The following is a 19,921-nucleotide window of genomic DNA, read 5'->3' as shown; positions in this document are numbered from 1 at the left end:
GCGTGGCCAACACTGACGCAACTACACTCGACGAGGGACCAGACCTACTCATCCCGGGTATGGGTGAAGAGGGCGAAAAACTCGTCGTTCAGCAGGCCGAAACCCAGCCTGCCGAAGATGAAGAGACCAAGTTTGGTACCTCACGCGCGGATCGTAAGACCAGCTTTGATCTTGCCGACTTTCCTGTCCTAACGGGTGAAGAGGAAGACTGGCGCTTCACTCCGCTACACCGCCTGGCAAACCTGCACCTACCTGAAGGTGATGACAACCTTCTCACCGGTGCAGCACCAGCGGTAACCGTGACCGACCAAGACGGTGTCTCCATCGAAACCGTCGGCCGTGACGATCAGCGTCTTGGTTCCTTCATGGTCCCAGACGACCGCACATCTGCTGTTGCCTGGAACTCATTCAGCGAAGCCACCGTCGTCACCATTGCTGACAACGTTAACATCGAAGAGCCCGTCAAGATTTCCGTGGAGGGCAACTCAACTGACCCAGCCGCGCAACACATTCACGTTGCCATCGGAGCAAACAGCAAGGTCAACCTGGTCGTCAACCAAACCGGCAAAGCCGTTGTTTCCCAAAACATGGAATTTGCCATCGGCGAGGGTGCCACTGCAAATGTCACCTCGATCCAGGCATGGGACGACGAGACAGTACACGTTGGTTCACAACAGGCATCGTTAGGCAAAGACTCCACATTCAAACATGTGGTCATTACCTACGGTGGTTCGCTCGTTCGCCTCACACCGATCACTCGGTTTGCTGGTGAAGGCGCCACCACCAACATGTACGGCCTGTACTTCGCAGATGCCGGACAGCACATGGAACACCGCATCTTCATCGACCACTCGACCAACAACTGCACCTCCGACGCTCTGTACAAGGGCGCACTCCAGGGCAAGGGTGCTCGTTCGGTATGGGTTGGAGATGTCCTCATTCGTGGCAACACGTCGGGCACGAACTCTTTCGAGAAGAACGAGAACCTCTTGTTGTCCGAAGGTGCTCAGGCGGATTCGATTCCAAACCTGGAAATCGAAACCGGAATCATTGATTCAGGAGGACACGCTTCCTCTGTTGGACGCTTTGATGAACAACAACTGTTCTACCTGATGGCTCGGGGTATCCCAGAGCCGCTAGCTCGCAAGCTGATCGTGCGTGGTTTCCTCAACGAAATCATCCAAAAGATTGGCATAGAGGACGTCGAAGCTGCCGTGACCGAGGTCATGGAAGAAGAAATCGCCGACCTCGAGCTCTAAACCCCACCTGTAGCCATTATTCAAAGTCCCGTACCACTCGGGCAACAAGGAGACTTAGACAACAATGTCAACACTTGAGATCAAAGATCTGCACGTCAGCATTGAGACCGATCAGGGCGACAAAGAGATCCTCAAAGGTGTCAGCCTGACCATCAAGTCCGGCGAAACTCACGCCCTCATGGGCCCGAACGGGTCCGGCAAATCCACCCTGGCCCAGGCCATTGCAGGACACCCGTCCTACACCGTCACCAGCGGTGAAATCCTGCTAGACGGCGAAGACGTTCTGGAAATGGAAGTCGACGAACGCGCACAAGCAGGCCTCTTCCTGGCCATGCAGTACCCGGTGGAAGTACCAGGCGTTTCGATGTCCAACTTCCTGCGTACTGCTAAGACTGCTCTAGACGGCGAAGCTCCAGCCATTCGCACCTGGACCAAAGACGTTCGCACCGCCATGGACAACCTGGAAATGGAAACCGCATTCGCTACTCGTAATGTGAATGAGGGATTCTCCGGTGGCGAGAAGAAGCGCGCAGAGATCCTGCAGCTCGAGCTCTTCAAACCAAAATTCGCCATTCTGGACGAAACCGACTCCGGTCTAGACATTGACGCCCTGCGCGTTGTGTCCGCTGGCGTCAACCGGGCACAGGAAAACAACGACATGGGCTCCATGCTCATCACTCACTACACACGCATCTTGCGCTACATCAAGCCAGACTTCGTGCACGTATTCGTCGACGGTAAGATCGTTGACTCCGGTGACGAAGAACTGGCCGATCGCCTCGAAGATGAAGGCTACGTCAACTACGAGAAGACCGAAGCACCTGCCTAAGTCTTTTTCTGATAACGTGCCAAGCAGACGGATCAGGAGGTACCATGACCGAAACTGTTGCACAAACACCGCTTGAAGACATTGAGGAAGCCCTCAAAGATGTTATTGACCCAGAATTGGGTATTAATATCGTTGACCTAGGCCTCCTCTACGGTTTGAACTACGCCGAAGACGGCGCACTCATCGTGGACATGACACTCACCACAGCTGCCTGCCCGCTCACCGATGTGATCGAGGACCAGGTTGGCCGTGCAGTTGAGACCATGGTCGATGAATGGCGCCTCAACTGGGTTTGGATGCCACCTTGGGGTCCTGAAAAGATCACCGAAGACGGACGCGAACAAATGCGCGCCCTCGGGTTCAACATCTAAACTCAACGGTTTAACAGGACCGGCCGCAAACCACCTTTGGTTTGCGGCCGGTCTTTCGTTTAACCCCCTACACTAGAAACGACCCATCACCGCACTTGGAGGAACAAGCATGCTCACAGTTGGAGTAGACGGCTCCGCACTCGGCAACCCAGGACCTGCAGGCTGGGCCTGGTACATCGACGATTCCAACTGGGCCGCAGGTGGATGGGAAAACTCCACCAACAACCGCGGAGAGCTCTCCGGTATTATCGAATTCCTCGAAGCCACCAAGGACACAACACACGACGCCAGCATCCTCGCGGACTCCCAGTACGCCATCAATTCCATTACCAAGTGGATGCCCGGGTGGAAGCGCAAAGGATGGAAGAAATCCGACGGTAAGCCCGTCAATAATCAGGACCTCATGATCCAGCTTGATGAGCTCATGACGGCTGCCAAAGCCGCCGGCAGAACCATCACATTCGAATGGGTTCGAGGCCACTCGGGTCACCCGCTCAACGAGGCGGCGGACACTCGTGCAAATGCTGCAGCAAAAGCTTTTCAAAGTGGTACATCAGTCGCCACGGGGCCAGGCTTCAATCTCAACAACTCAGACTCTGAGGCGCCTCCGTCAGCCAGCATGCCCGCACCTGAACTCAAACCCCAGGGCACCGTCACTGTGCATACGCCCCTCGACAAAGAACTCGCTGACAAGATCGTCCAACGTGCTCAACAACGCGGTGCAACACCGCACGAAGAATTAGCCCGCTTGATTCAAGCCGGCATGGATGCTGAATACACCACCGATGAGTGAACAGAATCGCTAAAGCACCCAACGTCGCCTAAAGTGATCGGTGGCCCACCCCGTTTAAATTGTTTTTGAGGTAGTACATACATGATTTCAGCACAACAGCTGTCTGTTGTGGTCGGCTCCAGAACTCTTCTGTCTGACGTTACATTTCACATTAATCCCGGTGATCGAATCGGGCTTGTGGGACGTAACGGAGCCGGCAAAACCACACTGACAAAAGTGCTCATGGATGAGTTTATCCCCGCAAGCGGTACTGTTATGCGTTCCGGCACAGTGGGCTATTTGCCTCAGGACCCGCGTACGGGTGACCTCAGCCAAACCGTGCGGGATCGAATCCTTTCAGCCCGTCAACTTGCCGAACTAACACGCCGTATGCGCCGGGCTGAAACCGAAATGAGTTCTACCGATCCAAAACTCATGGAACGCGGCATGCGTCGGTATCCTGCCGCTGAAGCTGAATTTATGGCCGCCGGGGGATACGCAGCACAAGCTGAAGCAGCCTCGATTGCGTCGAACCTGGGGTTAGAAAACTCCATCATGGATCGCCCCCTCGACACGTTGTCGGGTGGTCAGCGGCGCCGTGTCGAACTTGCGCGTATTTTATTCGAAAAGCCCGACACTATGATTCTGGATGAGCCCACGAACCACTTGGATGCAGACTCCATCGTATGGCTGCGAGATTATCTCAAAACCTATGAAGGTGGTCTGATGATCATCTCGCACGACTTGGACCTGATTGACGAAGTCGTGAACATTGTCTTTTTCCTCGATGCCACACGCCAGGTCATCGATATCTATTCCATGGGCTACCGGGCGTATCTGAAACAACGTGAGGTGGATGAACGACGTCGACGTCGCGAACGGGCTTCTGCTGAAAAGAAAGCGGCAGCGCTCCACCTGCAAGCTGACAAAATGCGGGCCAAAGCCACTAAGGCGGTCGCAGCGCAGAACATGGCCAAACGTGCTGACCGTCTGCTTGCCGGACTCGCTGATGAACGCGTTGAGGAAAAGGTGGCTAACTTACGTTTCCCCAACCCCGCGCCGTGCGGTAAGGTGCCGCTCACTGCATCAGGACTCTCGAAGTCCTATGGCTCAACCGAAGTATTCACCGGGGTCGACCTAGCCATTGACCAGGGCTCACGGGTGGTCATTCTTGGATTTAACGGTGCAGGAAAAACCACACTACTCAGAATTTTAGCGGGCCAGGATGACCCTGATTCTGGTGCCGTCGAGCCCGGATACGGTCTTAAATTGGGTTACTACGCCCAGGAACACGAGACCTTGGATGTCAATCAGTCGGTTTTAGACAATATGATGTCTGCAGCCCCCAACCTTGACGACACTTCGGCACGTACTGTACTGGGTTCGTTCCTATTCTCCGGAGACGATGTATATAAATCAGCGAGTGTCCTCTCGGGTGGCGAGAAGACCCGACTAGCTCTGGCCACACTGGTGGTATCCGGAGCAAACGTGCTATTGCTAGACGAGCCCACGAACAACCTGGATCCAGCCTCCCGCGAAGAGATTCTTGGAGCTATCCGCAGCTACGTGGGAGCCATTATTCTAGTCACCCACGATGCCGGCGCAGTGCAGGCACTGGATCCAGATCGAGTGCTGATTTTGCCGGACGCCGACGAGGATATTTGGTCTGACGAATACCTCGAGCTTGTAGAACTCGCATAATTGAACCCCGTCTCGGCCTTGCCGGGAGGAGTAATACCTTAGCCATTCAGCATGGCGTCCTCAATCTCTTCATCGGTCATCTGACCTTTACGACGTTTCACCGGTTTAACGCGTTCAACGCGATGCGCAGAGATAAAGCCATCTTCTTCGCGTTCGCCGTACATCTCATCTTCACGGTTTCGCACGGCCTTCTGGTAGGCCAACCAGCCCCACACCACAAACGACATCAAACCGAAGGTGAACCACTGCATCGAATACGACAAGTGTGGTCCTTCATCACGTTGCGGTTCAGGCATCTGCTGGGGGGCCTCATCCGGCGCGGGAGATTCCGCAGCCATCAACCCGTAGGCATCATCAGCGATGTCGTAGCCCAATTGATCACTAATGCCTGCCAGATGAATGGAAGCAACTTGGCCCGCCGGTGCACCGCGATCCACTGATACCTCTCCGGGGATCGCCCGAATAATAATTTCCGCCTGTCCCTCAGGCGGCGCAGGAACGGCCTCTGGGGCAGATGCATCCGCGCCCAGGGGTAACCAACCGCGGTCCACCAGTATACGGTCGCCCGAGTCAGTCTCGAACGGTACAAGGACCTCAAATCCTGGGCGACCCGCTCGAGGCCTGTTACGTGCCACCAGAGTGTCCTCTTCAAGATATTCACCCCGGACCACAATGGGAGTCCACTTCTGTTGTTCGTCAAAACCAGTGAATAAATGCGAAGCTTCAGCGTACGATACTGGCTCGAGATCATAGTTATCGACGATAGTGTTAATCTCATCAAGCTTGTCCATGCGTCGATCCATCTGCCAGTTGCCGAGGAATACGGTGGCGATCGCAAAGATGATACAAAAGACGAATCCACCGATCCAGGCACCAGACAACAAGAACCGAAAATTCAATTTCGGCTTCGTTGAAGACGCTGAGGGGTGTTCGTTAGTCATGAAAATGTCACCTGGGTAGCGGTTGAATCTCTTGAAGGAAGGATCGGGATGATAGAAAGTCAGCTAAAAATTGCCGGTGCTTATCGCAAGCCAGCCAAATTTTACGGCGTTCTGGCGTGTGGACTTTAGGATTATTCCACAGTAGTTGCCAGAGTGCCTCGGCGCTGCACGCTTTGCGGGAGCATTGTAATTCTGCCGCCTGCGGTTCGGTTGAGGCAGAACCAGTCTGCATAAGATTTCCGAGTAGATCAGGACCCTGTGTCATCATTGTCCTTCTTATTCTGGTCCACATCGGCGTCTTGGGCATCTGATTCCGCGGAAGGCGTGGATGTGGCTGGCCCCTGATCTTCGACCACGAAATCGCCAATGATCACTGTGTCGTCGCCATCATGTGCCTGCTTTTTTGCAACTTCCAGCGCTTCTTGTTGCGGAGGGACCGATTCTATCGATCGACCATCCACTTGGCGGATATTATTCGCAATCTGCACTCCAATCCAAGGTGCCAACATGCCGGTCACAAAGACAGCGATTTGGACCCACCCATCAGTCGCTAGCACTACGAATAGGGAAGCGATACGCACACCAATGGTGATGGCGTAGGTGCGGTTTTTGCGCTTGGCATCAGCGACGACAGATTCAGAAGCTCCAGTTATGAGATAGACCTGATCGTTTTCTTTTTTGTCCTGACGCCGTGCACTATTCCGTCGGGACTGCGCATCGGAAGTGTTCGATAGATTTTCCAAAAACAGTCTCCTTTCGCACCGTGTGGTCTCATGGGCACAGAATTTTTCGTTACTTTTGGGGTTGCAGCATCTATTCTCGCATTTTCCTGCTTAGAGTAGAGACAAAACGTCTTTATCAATCTTGAGGAGTAATTGTGGCGCAAGGCCGAAGTGTATTGGTAACCGGGGGAAACCGGGGGATCGGTTTAGCCATCGCCCGAGCATTTCAAGCAAACGGGGATCAGGTGGCAATTACCTCGCGAACTGGGCAAGGCCCTGAAGGTGTGCTCACGGTCAAAGCCGACGTGACCGATATGGATTCGATTGACCAGGCTTTCTCCGAAGTTGAAGAAGCACATGGTCCAGTTGAAGTCCTAGTCAATAACGCGGGTATGAATAAGGACCAGCTACTCCTGCGTATGTCGGAAGAGGATTTTGAGGAAGTAGTGAATACGAACCTGACAGGATCTTTCCGGGCACTCAAGCGTGCCACCCGCGGCATGGTCCGGCTCAAGAAAGGCCGCGTCATCTTCATTTCGTCGGTTGTTGGCCTATATGGCTCGCCCGGTCAGATTAACTATGCTGCTTCAAAGGCAGGTCTTGTCGGCATGGCACGCTCGCTGACCCGTGAATTGGCCTCTCGCAACATCACAGCCAACGTCGTAGCGCCCGGCTACATTGATACGGAGATGACACAAGAGCTGGACGAAGATCTGCAAAAACAATATAAGCAAGCGATTCCAGCCGGTCGTTTTGCCGACCCAGAAGAAGTGGCCAATGTAGTTCAATGGTTGGCATCTGATCAAGCAAGCTATATTTCAGGCGCGGTCATCCCCGTCGACGGCGGCCTAGGAATGGGACACTAAAAAAGATATGACACAGACTCAAGACTTAGAAAATACCGGCATCATCGTGACCGGTTCATCACGTGGCGTAGGTGCTGCAACCGCACAACTGTTAGCTCAGCGCGGCGCCGGCGTCGTTATCAACTATCGACAGAAGGCGCCTCGCGCCAATAAAATTGTCAAACAGATCGAAGAGACTGGTGGCAAGGCCGTAGCTGTTGGTGCAGATATCACCACTGATGAAGGTCGCAAGGCCATGATTGACGCAGCCACCGACAACTTTGGCGGCTTGAAGGTGTTAATCCTCAACGCTTCTGGTGGTATGGAATCTGATCTCGGATCGGACTATGCTATGCAACTGAACCGCGATGCTCAAGTATCCATGTTGAAAGCTGCAGCTGAAGTTATGGAGCCGGGATCGCAAATTGTTTTTGTCACCAGTCACCAGGCGCATTTCATTGACGACGTGCCGACCATGCCCGAGTACGAACCGGTAGCCAAGTCAAAACGCGCCGGTGAAGTCGCATTGCGGGAACACATTCCACTGCTGAAAGAAAAAGGCATCGGTTTCGTGGTGGTGACAGCAGACATGATCGAGGGCACCATTACCGCAACGCTGCTCAACCGTCTTAACCCAGATGCTATCGAGTCACGTCGCCAGGCAGCCGGAAGACTTTACACTGTAGAAGAGTTCGCTGAGGAAATTGCTGCGCTGGTCGGTAGGGATGATCTAGCCGTTGGTCATACCGAATATGTTGGCGGGGCAAACGACTACTTCGAGCAGCTCAAAAATAAATAACCCCGAGATTGTCGAGTACACGGCGCCGGACAATTCGTCCGGCGCCGTTGGTATCTGCGCTCAACCGTGACGCATCCCGCGAGCACTTCAAAATTATGCTGGCCGATGACGTGGCTGCATAACCAATAAATGTCACCCGGACACGAACAGAAGACCGGCCGGTTCTCACAGTTCGAGAACCGGGTTCAGAGACCTAGCACAACACGCAGCACATCATGCGTGGGGACCTCGACAATTAGATCCGCGTGATCTCGGACGATAGGTTTCGGACAGAAACCTACACCGTAACCAGCAAGCTCAAGCATGTCCAGATCGTTGGCTCCGTCGCCAACGGCGACCGTAGCTTCCAAAGGAACCTCATGATCGGCAGCCCAACGACGTAACATCAGCGCCTTGGCAGCACGATCGATGACCTGGCCAGTCACTTTACCGGTGAGTTTATTATCCACAGTTTCCAAGGTATTGGCCGCAAAACCATCCAGTCCCAGCTGGGTCGCTAATGGTTCCAATGCGTGCGTGAAACCACCCGAAACAGCATATACATAGCCCCCAGCACGGTGAACAGCTTGCACAAGCTCATAGGCACCGTCGTGAATTGTGGCAGCTGCGGCGACTTCGTCGAGTACTTCCACTGGCAAACCCTCTAACGTGGCCACACGGTAGTGCAAGGATTCAGCGAAGTCGATTTCCCCTCGCATCGCCCGTTCAGTGACTTCCGCAACCTCGCGTTCCTTGCCAGCGTGTGCTGCGAGTAATTCAATAACTTCCTCATGGATCAGCGTCGAATCGACATCTAAGACAACCAGGGGAGCCTGCTGGCTCAAAATTTCGACCTGCTTAACTTGCATGATTGCCGGGTACCAGTCCTGCGGAAGATCTTTGAGACGATCGGCAGCTGATATCCAACGGTAACCGGTAAAGCCCACCCCATCGATAGCTTCTGCATACGTTGGTACCCCGTCTAAACGCGGGTGCCCCGCATTGTTATAGACCACCACACGGTCACCAATCTTCATGTTGGCAGTATTTGTCGGCATACCGGTTCCTTTCACCAATTCCACTTGTATCTAGCCTAGTCTGGTTCATATGAGCTCATCCGATCTGACCTACTCTGCAACAACCGCGCAACGTCCCATCATGTCCCCACATGAATTTATACCTATAGACGACTCTGTCGTGCACATGTCCCATGTCACCTATCGACGTGGTAATAACGTGTTACTGGATGACGTTTCGTTGCTGGTGGAAGAAGGTCAACGGTGGATCGTTATGGGACCGAACGGCGCCGGTAAATCCACCATGATCAATATAGCGGCTGCACGCTCTCACCCAACCACGGGCAATGTTTCGATCTTAGGTGAAGTGCTGGGTGCGGTCGATGTTTTTGATCTCCGCCCCTCCATCGGGTTGTCGTCCACCTTATTGGCGGAACAGGTCCCCGGTAATGAAACCGTCCGCAACCTGGTAGTCACCGCAGCCTATGGTGTGACCGGTCGCTGGCGGGAAGTTTATGAGCCGGAAGATTTACAGCGGGCCGAACAGCTGCTGTCGCGATGGGGGATCGCAAAGTACGCCGATCGTCGTTTCCGCACACTGTCCGAAGGTGAACGCAAACGCGCCCTGATCGCCCGAGCCATGATGACAGACCCTGAACTTCTGATTCTGGACGAACCCGGCGCTGGCCTTGACCTCGCAGGACGCGAGACCCTCGTACGCTCCCTATCTCAGCTCGCCGCCGATCCATTATCACCAACGCAGATCCTGGTGACGCACCACGTTGAAGAAGTTCCACCAAACTTCACTCACGCTTTGCTCCTACGTGAAGGTCGAGTTGTCTCTGCGGGGCCAATTGAAACAGCCTTGACTGAAGAGACCCTGTCGGAGGCTTTCCGGCTACCCTTGAACGTGTCCCGCAATGCCGAGGGCCGTTTCACGGCGTTTGCTCGCACCTAAACCTTCCAAGGATACTCATGGAGCTCTTTGGTTTAGAGTGGTGGCAAATACTGCTGGTGCTGTTGGCCGGCTTCTGGGCCGGTACGATCAACTCCGTTGTCGGATCCGGCACACTTGTTACATTTCCAGTCCTGGTAGCGGTCGGCTTCCCACCCGTTACTGCACAAATATCGAACGCTATGGGACTAGTCGCTGCAGGGTTTTCTGGTACCTGGGGCTATCGTCGCGAACTTCGAGAAGCCGGTAGAATCGCAAAAACGTTGACATGGGGCTCACTTGCTGGTGGCCTCATTGGGGCGACGTTGCTCATGTCATTGCCACCCACGGTGTTCGACTATGTCGCACCGGTCCTGATCGTTTTCGCAATACTATTTGTCGTTTTCCAGCCTCGCTTAAATGCCTGGGTACGGCGACGCCGTGAAGCTGATGGGGATGACCCCATCAGCGCCGAAATTGCTCCGCTACCCACTGGACCGGTTACGCCGGCACTATTCATCCTGGTGTTTCTGACCGGTATCTATGGGGGCTATTTTGTTGCGGCGCAGGGGGTCTTGCTGATGGGCATCCTCGGGGTCTTTTTGACATCCGGAACGCTAGTACATGCCAATGCCATCAAAACTTGGCTCTCACTGGCCGTCAACCTCATCGCTGCTGCTGGTTACTTACTGTTTGCATTCGACAGAATCGACTGGACGGCAGTGTTGCTAATTGCCGTCTCATCACTAATCGGCGGATCGGTTGGTGCAAAAATCGGCCGACGAATCAAACCGAACGTTTTACGCAGCGTCATTGTTATTGTGGGTTCGGTTGGTCTGACCGTAATGATCTTGCGCTTGCTGAGCAGTTAAAACCAGACGGATAGCATCAACATCAGGTTGTACGAACACACTGCTCAGCAAAGATGCTAGTTCTGTCTTAAACCTGTAATATGTAGTTTTGGTCTGCTGATCAAAACTTACCAACTCTGTCTTCGTGCGGCTGGCAAAATCCAGTGGCACCAACGAAGGAACTAGACATGCAAAAAGATATTCACCCTGATTACAGCTACGTAATCTTTAATGACCTGGCGTCGGGCGAACGCGTCCTGACTCGTACCACCGCAACTTCCGAGCGTACCGCTGAGTGGGATGACGGCAACACCTACCCGGTAATCGATGTTGAAATCTCGGCTGCCTCCCACCCGTTCTACACCGGTAAGCAGCGTATTTTGGACACTGCTGGCCGCGTTGAGCGTTTCAATGCTCGTTTCAAAGGCTTCGGTGGCAAGTAACCACTACGGTTTTTCTATCTCAGCTTTAAAACAGCGTCGCACCAATGGGTGTGACGCTGTTTTATGTTAAAACTAATATCCTGCATGCCTAACTATGCTGTTCGTCTGATCGGAGCTTCGCCGATACTAGCGCGATAGCTGTACCCACAAGCGAACCGATAAAGGTCTCAAACACACGGTCAACAACCAAAATTTCGGGATCAATCGGATTAGCTAGACTGACCATCAATAACGCCAATGGAGTTACTGCTAACATCGCCACACCATAGTTGCGACCAATGAGTAATTCTGCCGCGGCTTGTAAGACGATCACCGCTCCGACCACACCCAGAGTTGGCATCTCAAGCCAAAGCAATACTCCGGCCATGAGCACCCCCAATGTTGTCCCAATGAACCTTTGAATGCTGCGGGTCAGCCGAGACGTTGTGGCAGCGCCGGCTAACACGACACTTGCGGCAACCATCGCCCAATACCAATGGTCATCGTCAAAGGTTTGGCCTATCAAACCGGCTAAAAGTGCACCTATGCCCACTGTGACTGCTACCGACCAATCGGCTTGAAACACTGCACGGCGTATAGGTCGAAAGACTTTAAGTCCAGCTTCGTGTGCGCAACAGGCCTAATGCCGCAGTGAGCGAGACACTAAATATTGCGGCAGCACTCGTCACCACCAGTATTTGTGCCAGGTTAATCCAATTACCCGGCATCGTGGCCACTGCGCCCGCCGCAAAGACAGCAAAAGTTGCACCACCTGGATGCCACTTGTATCCACCAACGATTCCCGTCACCAACGTCGCGACAAGAGCGATCGTCATGATCCGCACATTCGTATCCGTATCCAAAACGGCCAACAACGTGCCAATCAGCAAGACACTTACAAAAATAAGACCGGCGCCAAGCTGCATGCGGATTCGGTCGCCGTAGTAATGAAAACGACTGTAAAGCGAGGACAGGGCGCCAAAGGAGGCGTAGATCGACAGATCCATTCGCCCCATGAAATATAGGATGATGAGCGGTACACCGATCGACGTCGCTGCACGAATGGCAACCCGATGGGCACCAGCGTGCGGGCCTATAGCCATGGCGGCTTGGCGGACCTTGCGAAGTGGTCTGGTCTCGGGCCCTAAAAATCTACTTTTCTCGCCGATAGTATTCGTCCTCACCCAGTATCGCGAAGTAACCGTGCCCTTGGAAGTGGTCTTCATCATCAGTTCGTATAGGACCGCCCTCCCGGGAATCGAGCACAGCAAATGCCGCCGCAATGATGCCAGAAATGATCATAATGATCGCCGCTGGGTTTGCAATGGCGGAACCGGCGCCTTCCCAACCCGGCCCAAAAAGCACAGCTATCAACGCTGTTGCTTGCTCATGCGACGTCGCCGAAAAAATCGTGTCATCTGGAAAAAAGAGCCCAACAACAAATGCATTGAGAAAAGAAAACCATAACCATGCGACTGCCCGCCCACTAGGGCTCTGGCCGCGTGATATCGGAACCCCAAGTGCGGTACAACCGATCGCAAGAAGAATGATCGGAAGAAGAATGGTCAAGGCTAATGCAATGGGAACGGCGGTGCCGATAATAAGTCGGGGCACGAGAATCCATGCTGCGAGCAGAAAGGTGGCGATCCAGCCGCCTAGAATCGCTATTTTGTGCCAACCAGTTGCAACAACTTGCTGTGAATTTCCCATAATAGATAGGGTAGCCTGAAGTCGAATCTTATGAGTGCTTGACGTGACCGTTACTACAACGCGAGCCCACTACGCCACCCGGCATCATGACACACATTTTCCGTCCTCTCAACGGGTACAAGTAAGATGGATATATGACTGCGACACAAGGGTTTCCTGGCAAACAATTTCACGGCGAATTCAAAGTGCCTGGTGGCAAACTGGTGATTGCCGACCTCAACGTAACTGACGGGGTTATATCCCAAGCCAATATCAATGGCGACTTCTTTTTGGAACCCGATGAGGCACTCGCCGATATCAATGAAGCACTAGTCGGCTTGAAATATGATGCCAGCCACAAAGTCATTGCTGGCGCAGTTGAAGCAGCTGTCGATGATTCAGTGGTGATGTTCGGCTTCGATGCACATGCGATAGCCACTGCAGTTCGGCGTGCAACCGGTTTCGCTACCAGTTGGCAGGACCACGATTGGGAAATCATCTTGCCAACGGAAATACCTATCTTCACCCAAGTGGCACTTGATCAGATTCTGACTGAAGACGTGGCAGCTGGCCGAGCAAAACCCGCAATGCGGTTGTGGCGCTGGCCTCTCTCGGATCCGTCCGTCGTCATCGGTTCGTTCCAGAGCTACAGCAACGAAGTCGACGCTGATGCCGTAGCTAAGCACAACATTAAAGTCGTCCGCCGTGTTTCTGGCGGCGGTGCGATGTTCATGGAAGCTGACAATGCAGTCACGTATTCGCTCTACACTCCGACCTCCATGGTCGATGGCATGAGCTTTACCGATTCATACCCTTTTCTGGATGCTTGGGTAATGGACGCTTTAGCGCGAATGCAGGTTAAGGCCTTCTACGAGCCGCTCAATGACATTGCTACCCCCGAAGGAAAGATCGGTGGTGCCGCGCAGAAACGCTTGGCCGCAGGTTCGATGTTGCACCACGTGACCATGTCTTACGACATTGACGCACAAAAGATGACGGATGTGTTGCGTATTGGGCGTGAAAAGATCTCCGATAAGGGGATTACTTCGGCACAATCCCGCGTTGATCCGCTACGCCGTCAGACCGGTATGTCTCGGTCTGATATTTGGGATGTCATGATCGATACCTTCGCCGAACGCTACACTGCGAGAACGCGCGAGGTCACCCCCGATGAACTCGCAAGGGCAGAGGCATTAGCCGAGGAAAAATTCATGACAAGTGAATGGATTCACCGCGTCCCCTAAACCGTGGCGAACCCCTAGAACTTCGTGGCCTGAGCTACCAGTCGATTGACAATGTCTGTACGACGTTCAACCACAATGCGCTGCAATGCAGCCGGCGCGTCTGTATATTGAGCTAACCAAGCGTCGATGCTCACGACCACTGGGTGCTTTTCTTGGACAGCTGGGCCACCTTTAATCGGCTTATGGTTCATGGGAAAGAGCCCGTTAATTGTTCTGGTGGCCAGGTTATTGGAGCGGGACTCCCAGATGAACATGAGTCCTTCCAATAGTGCTTGGAAGTGCTCTGCAAGGAACCCAGGTTGTGATGCTGACAATCCTAGGGCGGTCGCTGTGAGGTGGGCGTTGCTCAGCGGAGTTCCTTCGGCATCAACACCGTTATATACTTGCACCCACAGAGCCGTACGATGCGCCTGATCGGGTAGCGCTGCTACAGCGGTTCGATAGTACAACTCATTGGTGGCGGTATGTGCTGCGGTGAGTTCATCATCAAGGCGGATCATGTCTATCCGCTCAAGTGATGCGAGTCTGCTCAGGAGCAACCACTTCATCTCGTCGTCGATTTGTAGACCGGGAGAGAGCTCGGATGTTTCGTCGCCGGCAAGTAGGAACGTTATTTCTGCTGCCAATGAAACTGTGTCCTGACTCAGTATGGCCAGTGCTCGTGCGACCGATCGCTGGCGGTCAGATCCCGGTTCCAGCTGTACAAGTCCGTCCATGAGGGCCGTGCTGAGAATTTTCGTCAGCCGTTTTCGCTGGCCCTCGGGTGCAAACTCCTTGATCCCCGCAACGGCTTGTTGGAGCACCCTGTCGTGCATGGAAACATCATCGATAGAGTTAGCAAGTTTTGCCGCAGCTCTTACGAATGATGTCGCAGAAAATGTCGCATTACGGACCATGGTCCAGAGTGTTGACCAGACTGTCGCGATCGCAGTGGAATGTGGGTCTATCACGGGGTAGGTGGTCACAGCCTCCAGGGAAGCCTGGTCAAATGCTACTTGGGCATACGTCTGGTCGTGGTGATTGACTAACACCACACGCGGTTGTTCCGCTGGAATCGTCAAGTCTTCTACGATGACGGAAGTTTCGCCGGTTGGTATAATAACCTCGGATTCCGAACTACTGACCAGTTGGTCGTTATCATCGAGAGTAAAAATCGACACGAAAATGTGATGTGGACGAAGCACTGTTTCGCCCGTCAACGGATCAGTGGAATCCTGACGTATTGTGACCGCCCCGGTCGGTTCAACGGTCGCGTGGAGTGTCGCGGGGCCGGAGGTCTGTAACCAAGCCGCCGACCACTCGTGCATGTCCCTATTTGAAACCTCTTCAAGAATTTCTAAAAAATCAGGCAGTTCTGCGGTGCCGAAGGCAAAGCGTTCGAAGTAAGTTTGACATGCCTGCAGAAACGCAGCTTCACCCACATAGTGGAAGAGCTGCTTAATCACGGCAGCTCCCTTGGCATAGGTGATGCCATCGAAATTTTGACGTGCTGCTTCGAGATCAACGATGTCGGCGACAATGGGATGGGTGGTGGGGTAGGAGTCCTGGAGATAGGCCCATGCCTTACGTTGATGGGCAAAAGATTGCCAAGCACCCGGCAGATTTGTCGCGTCGGCCACAGCCTTGGAGCCAAAGAAATCAGCGAAAGACTCTTTCAACCACAAATCGTCCCACCATTTCATGGTGACCAGGTTCCCGAACCACATGTGACACATTTCGTGCATGATTGTTGTGGCTCTGCTGGTGTGCTGCGAGATCGTCGCGCGAGAAGTGAAGATGTAGGCTTCATTAAACGTCACCAGACCCGGATTTTCCATAGCGCCGAGGTTGTACTCAGGTACAAACGCCTGGTCGTATTTGCCCCAGGGATAGGCAACTTGAAACTGATCGTGAAACCAGGTCAACCCACGTTGTGTCTGGTCAAAGAGCTCGGCGACGTCAACATACTCGACCAGCGACTGCCTGGTAAAAATCCGCAAGTCGACGGGCGCCGCGCCAGTTTCCTCATGACCGTTCCAGGTGTCTGCAAACTGAGCATAGGGCCCAGCCAGGAACGTTGTCAGATAGGTGGACGTAGGTTTAGTCGGTGCAAACTGCACTTGCGCGATGCCTTCGGTCAATTGCTCGCGATCCGTTTCGACGCCATTAGACGCAAGAGTCCAGGTGTCTGGACCGATCATGGTCACGTGAAAGGCAGCTTTGAGATCAGGTTGCTCCATATTGGGATATACCCTGCGAGCGTCTGCAGGTTCAAACTGTGAATATAAGTACACTTGCCCATCGACGGGGTCCACAAAACGATGCAAGCCTTCACCCGAATGTGAATAGTAACTTTGCGAGCGGATCACTACGGTGTTCTGTTCTGCTAGGCCCGGCAGTAGGATCCGCGCTGAGCCCGCCACCTGATCAACATCCAGAGATTCGCCATTGAGCACTACAGATTCAACTGTGTGACCCATATAATTCAAAAATGTATCCGCGCCCGCTGTGGTCGATGTGAAGTGCAAGGTGGTGGTCACCGGATAGGTGGCCCGCTCCAGGTCCATAGCATCGCGCAGGTCAAGCTCAAGATGATAACTGGCTATCTCAATGAGTTCAGAACGAGCGTTTGCCTCATTGCGGGTCAAGCGAGCATCATCTAAAAGTGGAGTATTCGACATGGCTCTCATTCAATCACTCGTTTTGGTTCGGCTCACTCATATAACGGCACAATTTTATGCTGTACCTTAAAAGTGCTTTAAAGCACTGTGTCGCCGCTACCGTGGGTAACGGCGACACTTCGAGGTTGGTTAGGTATTCATCCGATTATTTTTGACGCGCTCGGTACACTTTTTCAGGAATCGGAGCATCGCCCGAAGCACGAAGGTGACGGTAGTATTCCATGGCCTCGTCTTGGCGCTCACGTTCTATACCCGACGTGATATCCATGCGTAAGTGGTTTTGGTTATAACCAAACGCATCGACAAGCTCTTGAGCATGTGGGCGCAATCGGGCCGCTAAACGATTCGTGTACTCGCGCAGAGTCCGTGCACGTTGCTGGGAGATTCGACCGTATTCGATAAACCACCCCAGGTCTTGTTCGATAGTCGACAACGCGAACAAGTCCCGCATCCAGGTCATGATCTTTTGGGTCTCGGGATCTTTAACCTCGTCGAGTGCATCGGTAAACGATTCCCACTGTAGTAGCTGGGCATGGGACTTCGACGCTTTGATGAGTTCGTATTGGTTTTCGTTGAATACCCGAGCCTGTTCTTCCTGAGATTTCTTGGCTACAGGGCGTAGCGCTTCAGCAACTTCTGCAATCTGAGTACGCACGCGATCGGTAAAGAGGTTGCGCTGAACTTCGGGGTCTTTCAGCCAAGCCGCAGAGCGACGATCTGACCCAATGTCGCTCACTTGCTGGACGACACGACGCAGGCCGGAACGTTCATACAGAGTCTGCTCAGCGCGTTCGGCCACATAGCGACTTAGGACCTTAAACGAGGGGTTCGCCAATTCTTTGGAGTAATCACCCAATAGACGGCGGCCCACGAGTTGCAGTAAGACATTATTGTCTCCCTCAAAGGTGGTGTAGATGTCCAAATCGTCGCGTAGGGCGCTGAACCGGTTCTTCGAAGCAATATAGCCTGCACCGCCCGTTGCTTCTCTAGATTCTTGGAAAGTATCCATGGCGTTCCAAGTCGTCACGGCTTTGATACCGGCGGCAAGGGTTTCAAGTTCTTGACGGTTATCGTCAGTGTCGTCTTCACCTGAGAACACCTCATGAAACTTCGATAGCAGGTCGTTGGTCGTAAAGATGTCAGCGTAAGTCCGTGCCAAACGGTCAATCAAGCGCCGTTGATGCAGCCCATAATCCAGCAGGACCTGTTCTTCAATATCCGAGGCGGCATTGAACTGACGTCGTTGGTTTCCGTAGGTGATAGCACCGGTAAGTGCCAGCGCGGAAGCATTCGCAGCTGTTGTCGCAAGTGATACTCGACCTTGCACCAGTGCACCCAGCATAGTAAAGAATCTGCGTCCCGATGATGGGATCGACGTAGTGTAATCTCCGTTCTCATCGACGTCGCCTAATTTGTTCAGCAGGTTCGTCCGTGGGATTCGCACGTGTGTAAAGTGCAAACGACCATTATCAATACCGTTCAAGCCGCCTTTGAAGCCATCGTCTTCACCACCGACACCGGGCAAAAAATTACCGTCGTCATCGCGCAACGGCACAAAGAAAGCGTGAACACCATAATTGACGTTCTTCGTGATCAACTGAGCAAACACTACTGCGGCTTTACCGTCTTTGGCGGCGTTGCCGAGGAATTCTTTCCAAGCAGCTCGAAACGGTGTGTGGATCTCAAACTCGTCGTCTTCAGGGATGAAGGTAGCCGTGGTATCGACGTTGCCCACGTCCGAACCATGACCAATCTCCGTCATTGCATATACACCGGGGAGTTCAAGACTGAGGACACCCGGAAGCCAACGCTGATGCTGTTCCTCATTACCCAGGGTTAGAATTGCGGAGCCAAAAAGCCCCCACTGCACACCGCCTTTAATTTGCATGGACGGGTTAGCGTGGAACATTTCGGAGAATCCTGCGACATTGCCACCGGGATCTTCCTTGCCACCAAAAGCCTTGGGATACGCTTTGCCAATGAGCTTTCGATCAGCCAACTCCTGGATTTGCTGCATCGCCAACTCACGTTGGTCTTCTTTCGTGAGGTTGAATTGATAATGAAAAATTGGCTCTTCCATAATCTTGCGGAGTTGCCGGCGATCTTCTGCCCAAGGGCCAAGGAGGTGCTCTTGGAGTTCGGCTTGGTTAACTCGTAGATTCTTATGCTTGGACGACATTAGTGCTCCTCATGCTGTTCATTGGTACTGCCAGATGTATCGATGCCTGTGAGCAGCCAGTCGGAGATGCTACGGGCCAATACTTCGGCACTGAGTTGTTGACGTTGTTTTGGATCTGCAATCCATGATTCACCGGCGGCACGTACGAATCCAACGGCTGCGGTAGCCCAGTAATAGGCCAAGTTTTTATTGCCATTTTCGCCTTTATATTCAGGGAGAACGTGCTCTACACTGCGTTGCAAAAATCGCGCCATGTTTTCGGTAATGATCGCCATGCCTGTTGGAATGGCGATCGAAAAATTGTAGACGTTCGGGGAAGAGTCAGCGAGGCGGAGATAAGACAGCACCATGGTGAAAAGACCATCCTGAGCGCTGGTGGCAGATTTTCCCGCCTTTTTCAGTTCGGCTTCCATGAAGTCGATGGAGCCCTGAGCGACTGCCTGCTGCAGGCCCCGTTTATCCTCAAAATAACGATAGAACACTGATTTGGAAGTACCAGCATGGCTGGCGATTTCTTCCATAGAGACCTCGGGGCCAATAAGGTGGACGGCAGCGCGGGCTGAACGAATAAGCTCACTACGACGTTGACGACGGTGTTCTGCCCAGCGTGTATTACGCCCGTCAGGGATAGGTGTCTCAGAGATCTTCACGATACTGAGAGTATCAGGTAAAGTGAGTGTTGGTAAACACATGCACAGCAAAAACAAT

General features: G+C 53.2%; 20 protein-coding genes. 11 read left to right on the top strand and 9 right to left on the bottom strand.

All coding sequences use genetic code 11. The features are described from left to right. The first annotated feature begins 2 nt into the window (after positions 1-2). The 5 genes from sufD (at position 3) to L0H14_RS02055 (ending at position 4,932) form a co-directional block, all read left to right on the top strand. The gene (sufD, locus tag L0H14_RS02075) at positions 3-1,259 is read left to right on the top strand and encodes a Fe-S cluster assembly protein SufD (RefSeq protein ID WP_301417008.1); all 1,257 of its coding nucleotides are present in this window, start codon (positions 3-5) and stop codon (positions 1,257-1,259) included. Positions 1,260-1,323: 64 nt separating this feature from the next. After that, positions 1,324-2,088 (top strand): Fe-S cluster assembly ATPase SufC, encoded by a 765-nt coding sequence (sufC, locus tag L0H14_RS02070; protein WP_301417010.1) that lies wholly within the window; start codon positions 1,324-1,326, stop codon positions 2,086-2,088. 44 nt (positions 2,089-2,132) lie between these two features. Next, complete coding sequence (locus L0H14_RS02065; RefSeq protein WP_301417012.1) at positions 2,133-2,459, top strand: metal-sulfur cluster assembly factor; 327 nt, start codon at positions 2,133-2,135, stop codon at positions 2,457-2,459. Between the two features lie 109 nt (positions 2,460-2,568). Then, positions 2,569-3,252, top strand: a complete 684-nt coding sequence (locus tag L0H14_RS02060; protein ID WP_336621682.1) for a ribonuclease H — start codon at positions 2,569-2,571, stop codon at positions 3,250-3,252. Positions 3,253-3,333: 81 nt separating this feature from the next. Continuing rightward, positions 3,334-4,932: an ABC-F family ATP-binding cassette domain-containing protein gene (locus tag L0H14_RS02055; RefSeq protein ID WP_301417014.1), complete on the top strand. Its 1,599-nt coding sequence runs from the start codon at positions 3,334-3,336 to the stop codon at positions 4,930-4,932. 38 nt (positions 4,933-4,970) lie between these two features. Here the strand turns inward: L0H14_RS02055 and L0H14_RS02050 are convergent, their stop codons facing one another. Both L0H14_RS02050 and L0H14_RS02040 read right to left on the bottom strand, forming a co-directional pair. Beyond that, a complete protein-coding gene (locus L0H14_RS02050) occupies positions 4,971-5,873 on the bottom strand; it encodes an SURF1 family protein (protein WP_301417016.1) in 903 nt (300 codons plus the stop codon). 248 nt (positions 5,874-6,121) lie between these two features. Next, positions 6,122-6,616, bottom strand: a complete 495-nt coding sequence (locus L0H14_RS02040) for a DUF3099 domain-containing protein (RefSeq protein ID WP_301417018.1) — start codon at positions 6,614-6,616, stop codon at positions 6,122-6,124. Between the two features lie 131 nt (positions 6,617-6,747). Here L0H14_RS02040 and L0H14_RS02035 point away from each other — a divergent pair, with 131 nt between their 5' ends. Together L0H14_RS02035 and L0H14_RS02030 are read left to right on the top strand one after the other, a co-directional pair. Then, positions 6,748-7,461, top strand: a complete 714-nt coding sequence (locus tag L0H14_RS02035; protein ID WP_301417075.1) for a beta-ketoacyl-ACP reductase — start codon at positions 6,748-6,750, stop codon at positions 7,459-7,461. 7 nt (positions 7,462-7,468) lie between these two features. Then, positions 7,469-8,239 (top strand): SDR family oxidoreductase, encoded by a 771-nt coding sequence (locus tag L0H14_RS02030; RefSeq protein WP_301417020.1) that lies wholly within the window; start codon positions 7,469-7,471, stop codon positions 8,237-8,239. 185 nt (positions 8,240-8,424) lie between these two features. Here the strand turns inward: L0H14_RS02030 and serB are convergent, their stop codons facing one another. Continuing rightward, on the bottom strand, positions 8,425-9,276 hold the full coding sequence (gene serB, locus L0H14_RS02025) for a phosphoserine phosphatase SerB (protein WP_301417021.1): 852 nt from the start codon (positions 9,274-9,276) through the stop codon (positions 8,425-8,427). Positions 9,277-9,421: 145 nt separating this feature from the next. Between serB and L0H14_RS02020 the strand changes: the two genes are divergently transcribed. From L0H14_RS02020 to L0H14_RS02010, 3 genes are all read left to right on the top strand, one after another. After that, complete coding sequence (locus tag L0H14_RS02020) at positions 9,422-10,192, top strand: ABC transporter ATP-binding protein (protein WP_301417077.1); 771 nt, start codon at positions 9,422-9,424, stop codon at positions 10,190-10,192. A 17-nt stretch (positions 10,193-10,209) separates the two neighbouring features. After that, positions 10,210-11,040 carry a sulfite exporter TauE/SafE family protein gene (locus L0H14_RS02015; protein ID WP_301417023.1) on the top strand — a complete coding sequence of 277 codons (831 nt, stop codon included), beginning with the start codon at positions 10,210-10,212 and terminating at the stop codon, positions 11,038-11,040. A gap of 167 nt (positions 11,041-11,207) precedes the next feature. Further along, entirely contained in the window at positions 11,208-11,462 is a 255-nt protein-coding gene (locus L0H14_RS02010) for a type B 50S ribosomal protein L31 (protein WP_301417025.1), read from the top strand. Between the two features lie 88 nt (positions 11,463-11,550). Here L0H14_RS02010 and L0H14_RS02005 read toward each other — a convergent pair whose 3' ends face one another. The 3 genes from L0H14_RS02005 to L0H14_RS01995 are packed head-to-tail and all read right to left on the bottom strand — an operon-like array spanning position 11,551 to position 13,151. After that, positions 11,551-11,994 (bottom strand): FUSC family protein, encoded by a 444-nt coding sequence (locus L0H14_RS02005; protein WP_301421346.1) that lies wholly within the window; start codon positions 11,992-11,994, stop codon positions 11,551-11,553. A 58-nt stretch (positions 11,995-12,052) separates the two neighbouring features. After that, complete coding sequence (locus tag L0H14_RS02000; protein ID WP_301417028.1) at positions 12,053-12,544, bottom strand: hypothetical protein; 492 nt, start codon at positions 12,542-12,544, stop codon at positions 12,053-12,055. Between the two features lie 49 nt (positions 12,545-12,593). Beyond that, positions 12,594-13,151 (bottom strand): hypothetical protein, encoded by a 558-nt coding sequence (locus L0H14_RS01995; RefSeq protein WP_301417030.1) that lies wholly within the window; start codon positions 13,149-13,151, stop codon positions 12,594-12,596. Positions 13,152-13,285: 134 nt separating this feature from the next. Here L0H14_RS01995 and L0H14_RS01990 point away from each other — a divergent pair, with 134 nt between their 5' ends. Then, on the top strand, positions 13,286-14,374 hold the full coding sequence (locus tag L0H14_RS01990) for a lipoate protein ligase C-terminal domain-containing protein (RefSeq protein WP_301417032.1): 1,089 nt from the start codon (positions 13,286-13,288) through the stop codon (positions 14,372-14,374). 14 nt (positions 14,375-14,388) lie between these two features. Here the strand turns inward: L0H14_RS01990 and pepN are convergent, their stop codons facing one another. The 3 genes from pepN to L0H14_RS01975 all read right to left on the bottom strand — a co-directional run bounded on the left by pepN (position 14,389) and on the right by L0H14_RS01975 (position 19,905). Beyond that, entirely contained in the window at positions 14,389-17,034 is a 2,646-nt protein-coding gene (pepN, locus tag L0H14_RS01985) for an aminopeptidase N (RefSeq protein WP_301417034.1), read from the bottom strand. Positions 17,035-17,179: 145 nt separating this feature from the next. Next, the gene (locus L0H14_RS01980) at positions 17,180-19,213 is read right to left on the bottom strand and encodes an acyl-CoA dehydrogenase (RefSeq protein ID WP_301417036.1); all 2,034 of its coding nucleotides are present in this window, start codon (positions 19,211-19,213) and stop codon (positions 17,180-17,182) included. Then, positions 19,213-19,905, bottom strand: coding sequence for a TetR/AcrR family transcriptional regulator (locus tag L0H14_RS01975; protein ID WP_301421345.1), 693 nt, complete (start codon positions 19,903-19,905; stop codon positions 19,213-19,215). The genes L0H14_RS01980 and L0H14_RS01975 overlap by 1 nt, the downstream gene beginning before the upstream one ends. Between the last annotated feature and the right edge of the window lie 16 nt (positions 19,906-19,921).

This window comes from Yaniella sp., assembly GCF_030453185.1.
In the GTDB taxonomy this organism is placed as follows: Bacteria; Actinomycetota; Actinomycetes; order Actinomycetales; family Micrococcaceae; genus Yaniella.
This window is presented reverse-complemented; position numbering and strand designations above follow the sequence as displayed.

Bases quoted from the DNA above. Each gene is read 5' to 3' on its own strand.
- sufC (WP_301417010.1), top strand. From the start codon at position 1,324: ATGTCAACACTTGAGATCAAAGATCTGCACGTCAGCATTGAGACCGAT.
- L0H14_RS02065 (WP_301417012.1), top strand. From the start codon at position 2,133: ATGACCGAAACTGTTGCACAAACACCGCTTGAAGACATTGAGGAAGCC.
- L0H14_RS02060 (WP_336621682.1), top strand. From the start codon at position 2,569: ATGCTCACAGTTGGAGTAGACGGCTCCGCACTCGGCAACCCAGGACCT.
- L0H14_RS02055 (WP_301417014.1), top strand. From the start codon at position 3,334: ATGATTTCAGCACAACAGCTGTCTGTTGTGGTCGGCTCCAGAACTCTT.
- L0H14_RS02050 (WP_301417016.1), bottom strand. From the start codon at position 5,873: ATGACTAACGAACACCCCTCAGCGTCTTCAACGAAGCCGAAATTGAAT.
- L0H14_RS02030 (WP_301417020.1), top strand. From the start codon at position 7,469: ATGACACAGACTCAAGACTTAGAAAATACCGGCATCATCGTGACCGGT.
- serB (WP_301417021.1), bottom strand. From the start codon at position 9,276: ATGCCGACAAATACTGCCAACATGAAGATTGGTGACCGTGTGGTGGTC.
- L0H14_RS02020 (WP_301417077.1), top strand. From the start codon at position 9,422: ATGTCCCATGTCACCTATCGACGTGGTAATAACGTGTTACTGGATGAC.
- L0H14_RS02015 (WP_301417023.1), top strand. From the start codon at position 10,210: ATGGAGCTCTTTGGTTTAGAGTGGTGGCAAATACTGCTGGTGCTGTTG.
- L0H14_RS02010 (WP_301417025.1), top strand. From the start codon at position 11,208: ATGCAAAAAGATATTCACCCTGATTACAGCTACGTAATCTTTAATGAC.
- L0H14_RS02000 (WP_301417028.1), bottom strand. From the start codon at position 12,544: ATGGCTATAGGCCCGCACGCTGGTGCCCATCGGGTTGCCATTCGTGCA.
- L0H14_RS01995 (WP_301417030.1), bottom strand. From the start codon at position 13,151: ATGGGAAATTCACAGCAAGTTGTTGCAACTGGTTGGCACAAAATAGCG.
- L0H14_RS01990 (WP_301417032.1), top strand. From the start codon at position 13,286: ATGACTGCGACACAAGGGTTTCCTGGCAAACAATTTCACGGCGAATTC.
- pepN (WP_301417034.1), bottom strand. From the start codon at position 17,034: ATGTCGAATACTCCACTTTTAGATGATGCTCGCTTGACCCGCAATGAG.
- L0H14_RS01980 (WP_301417036.1), bottom strand. From the start codon at position 19,213: ATGTCGTCCAAGCATAAGAATCTACGAGTTAACCAAGCCGAACTCCAA.
- L0H14_RS01975 (WP_301421345.1), bottom strand. From the start codon at position 19,905: ATGTGTTTACCAACACTCACTTTACCTGATACTCTCAGTATCGTGAAG.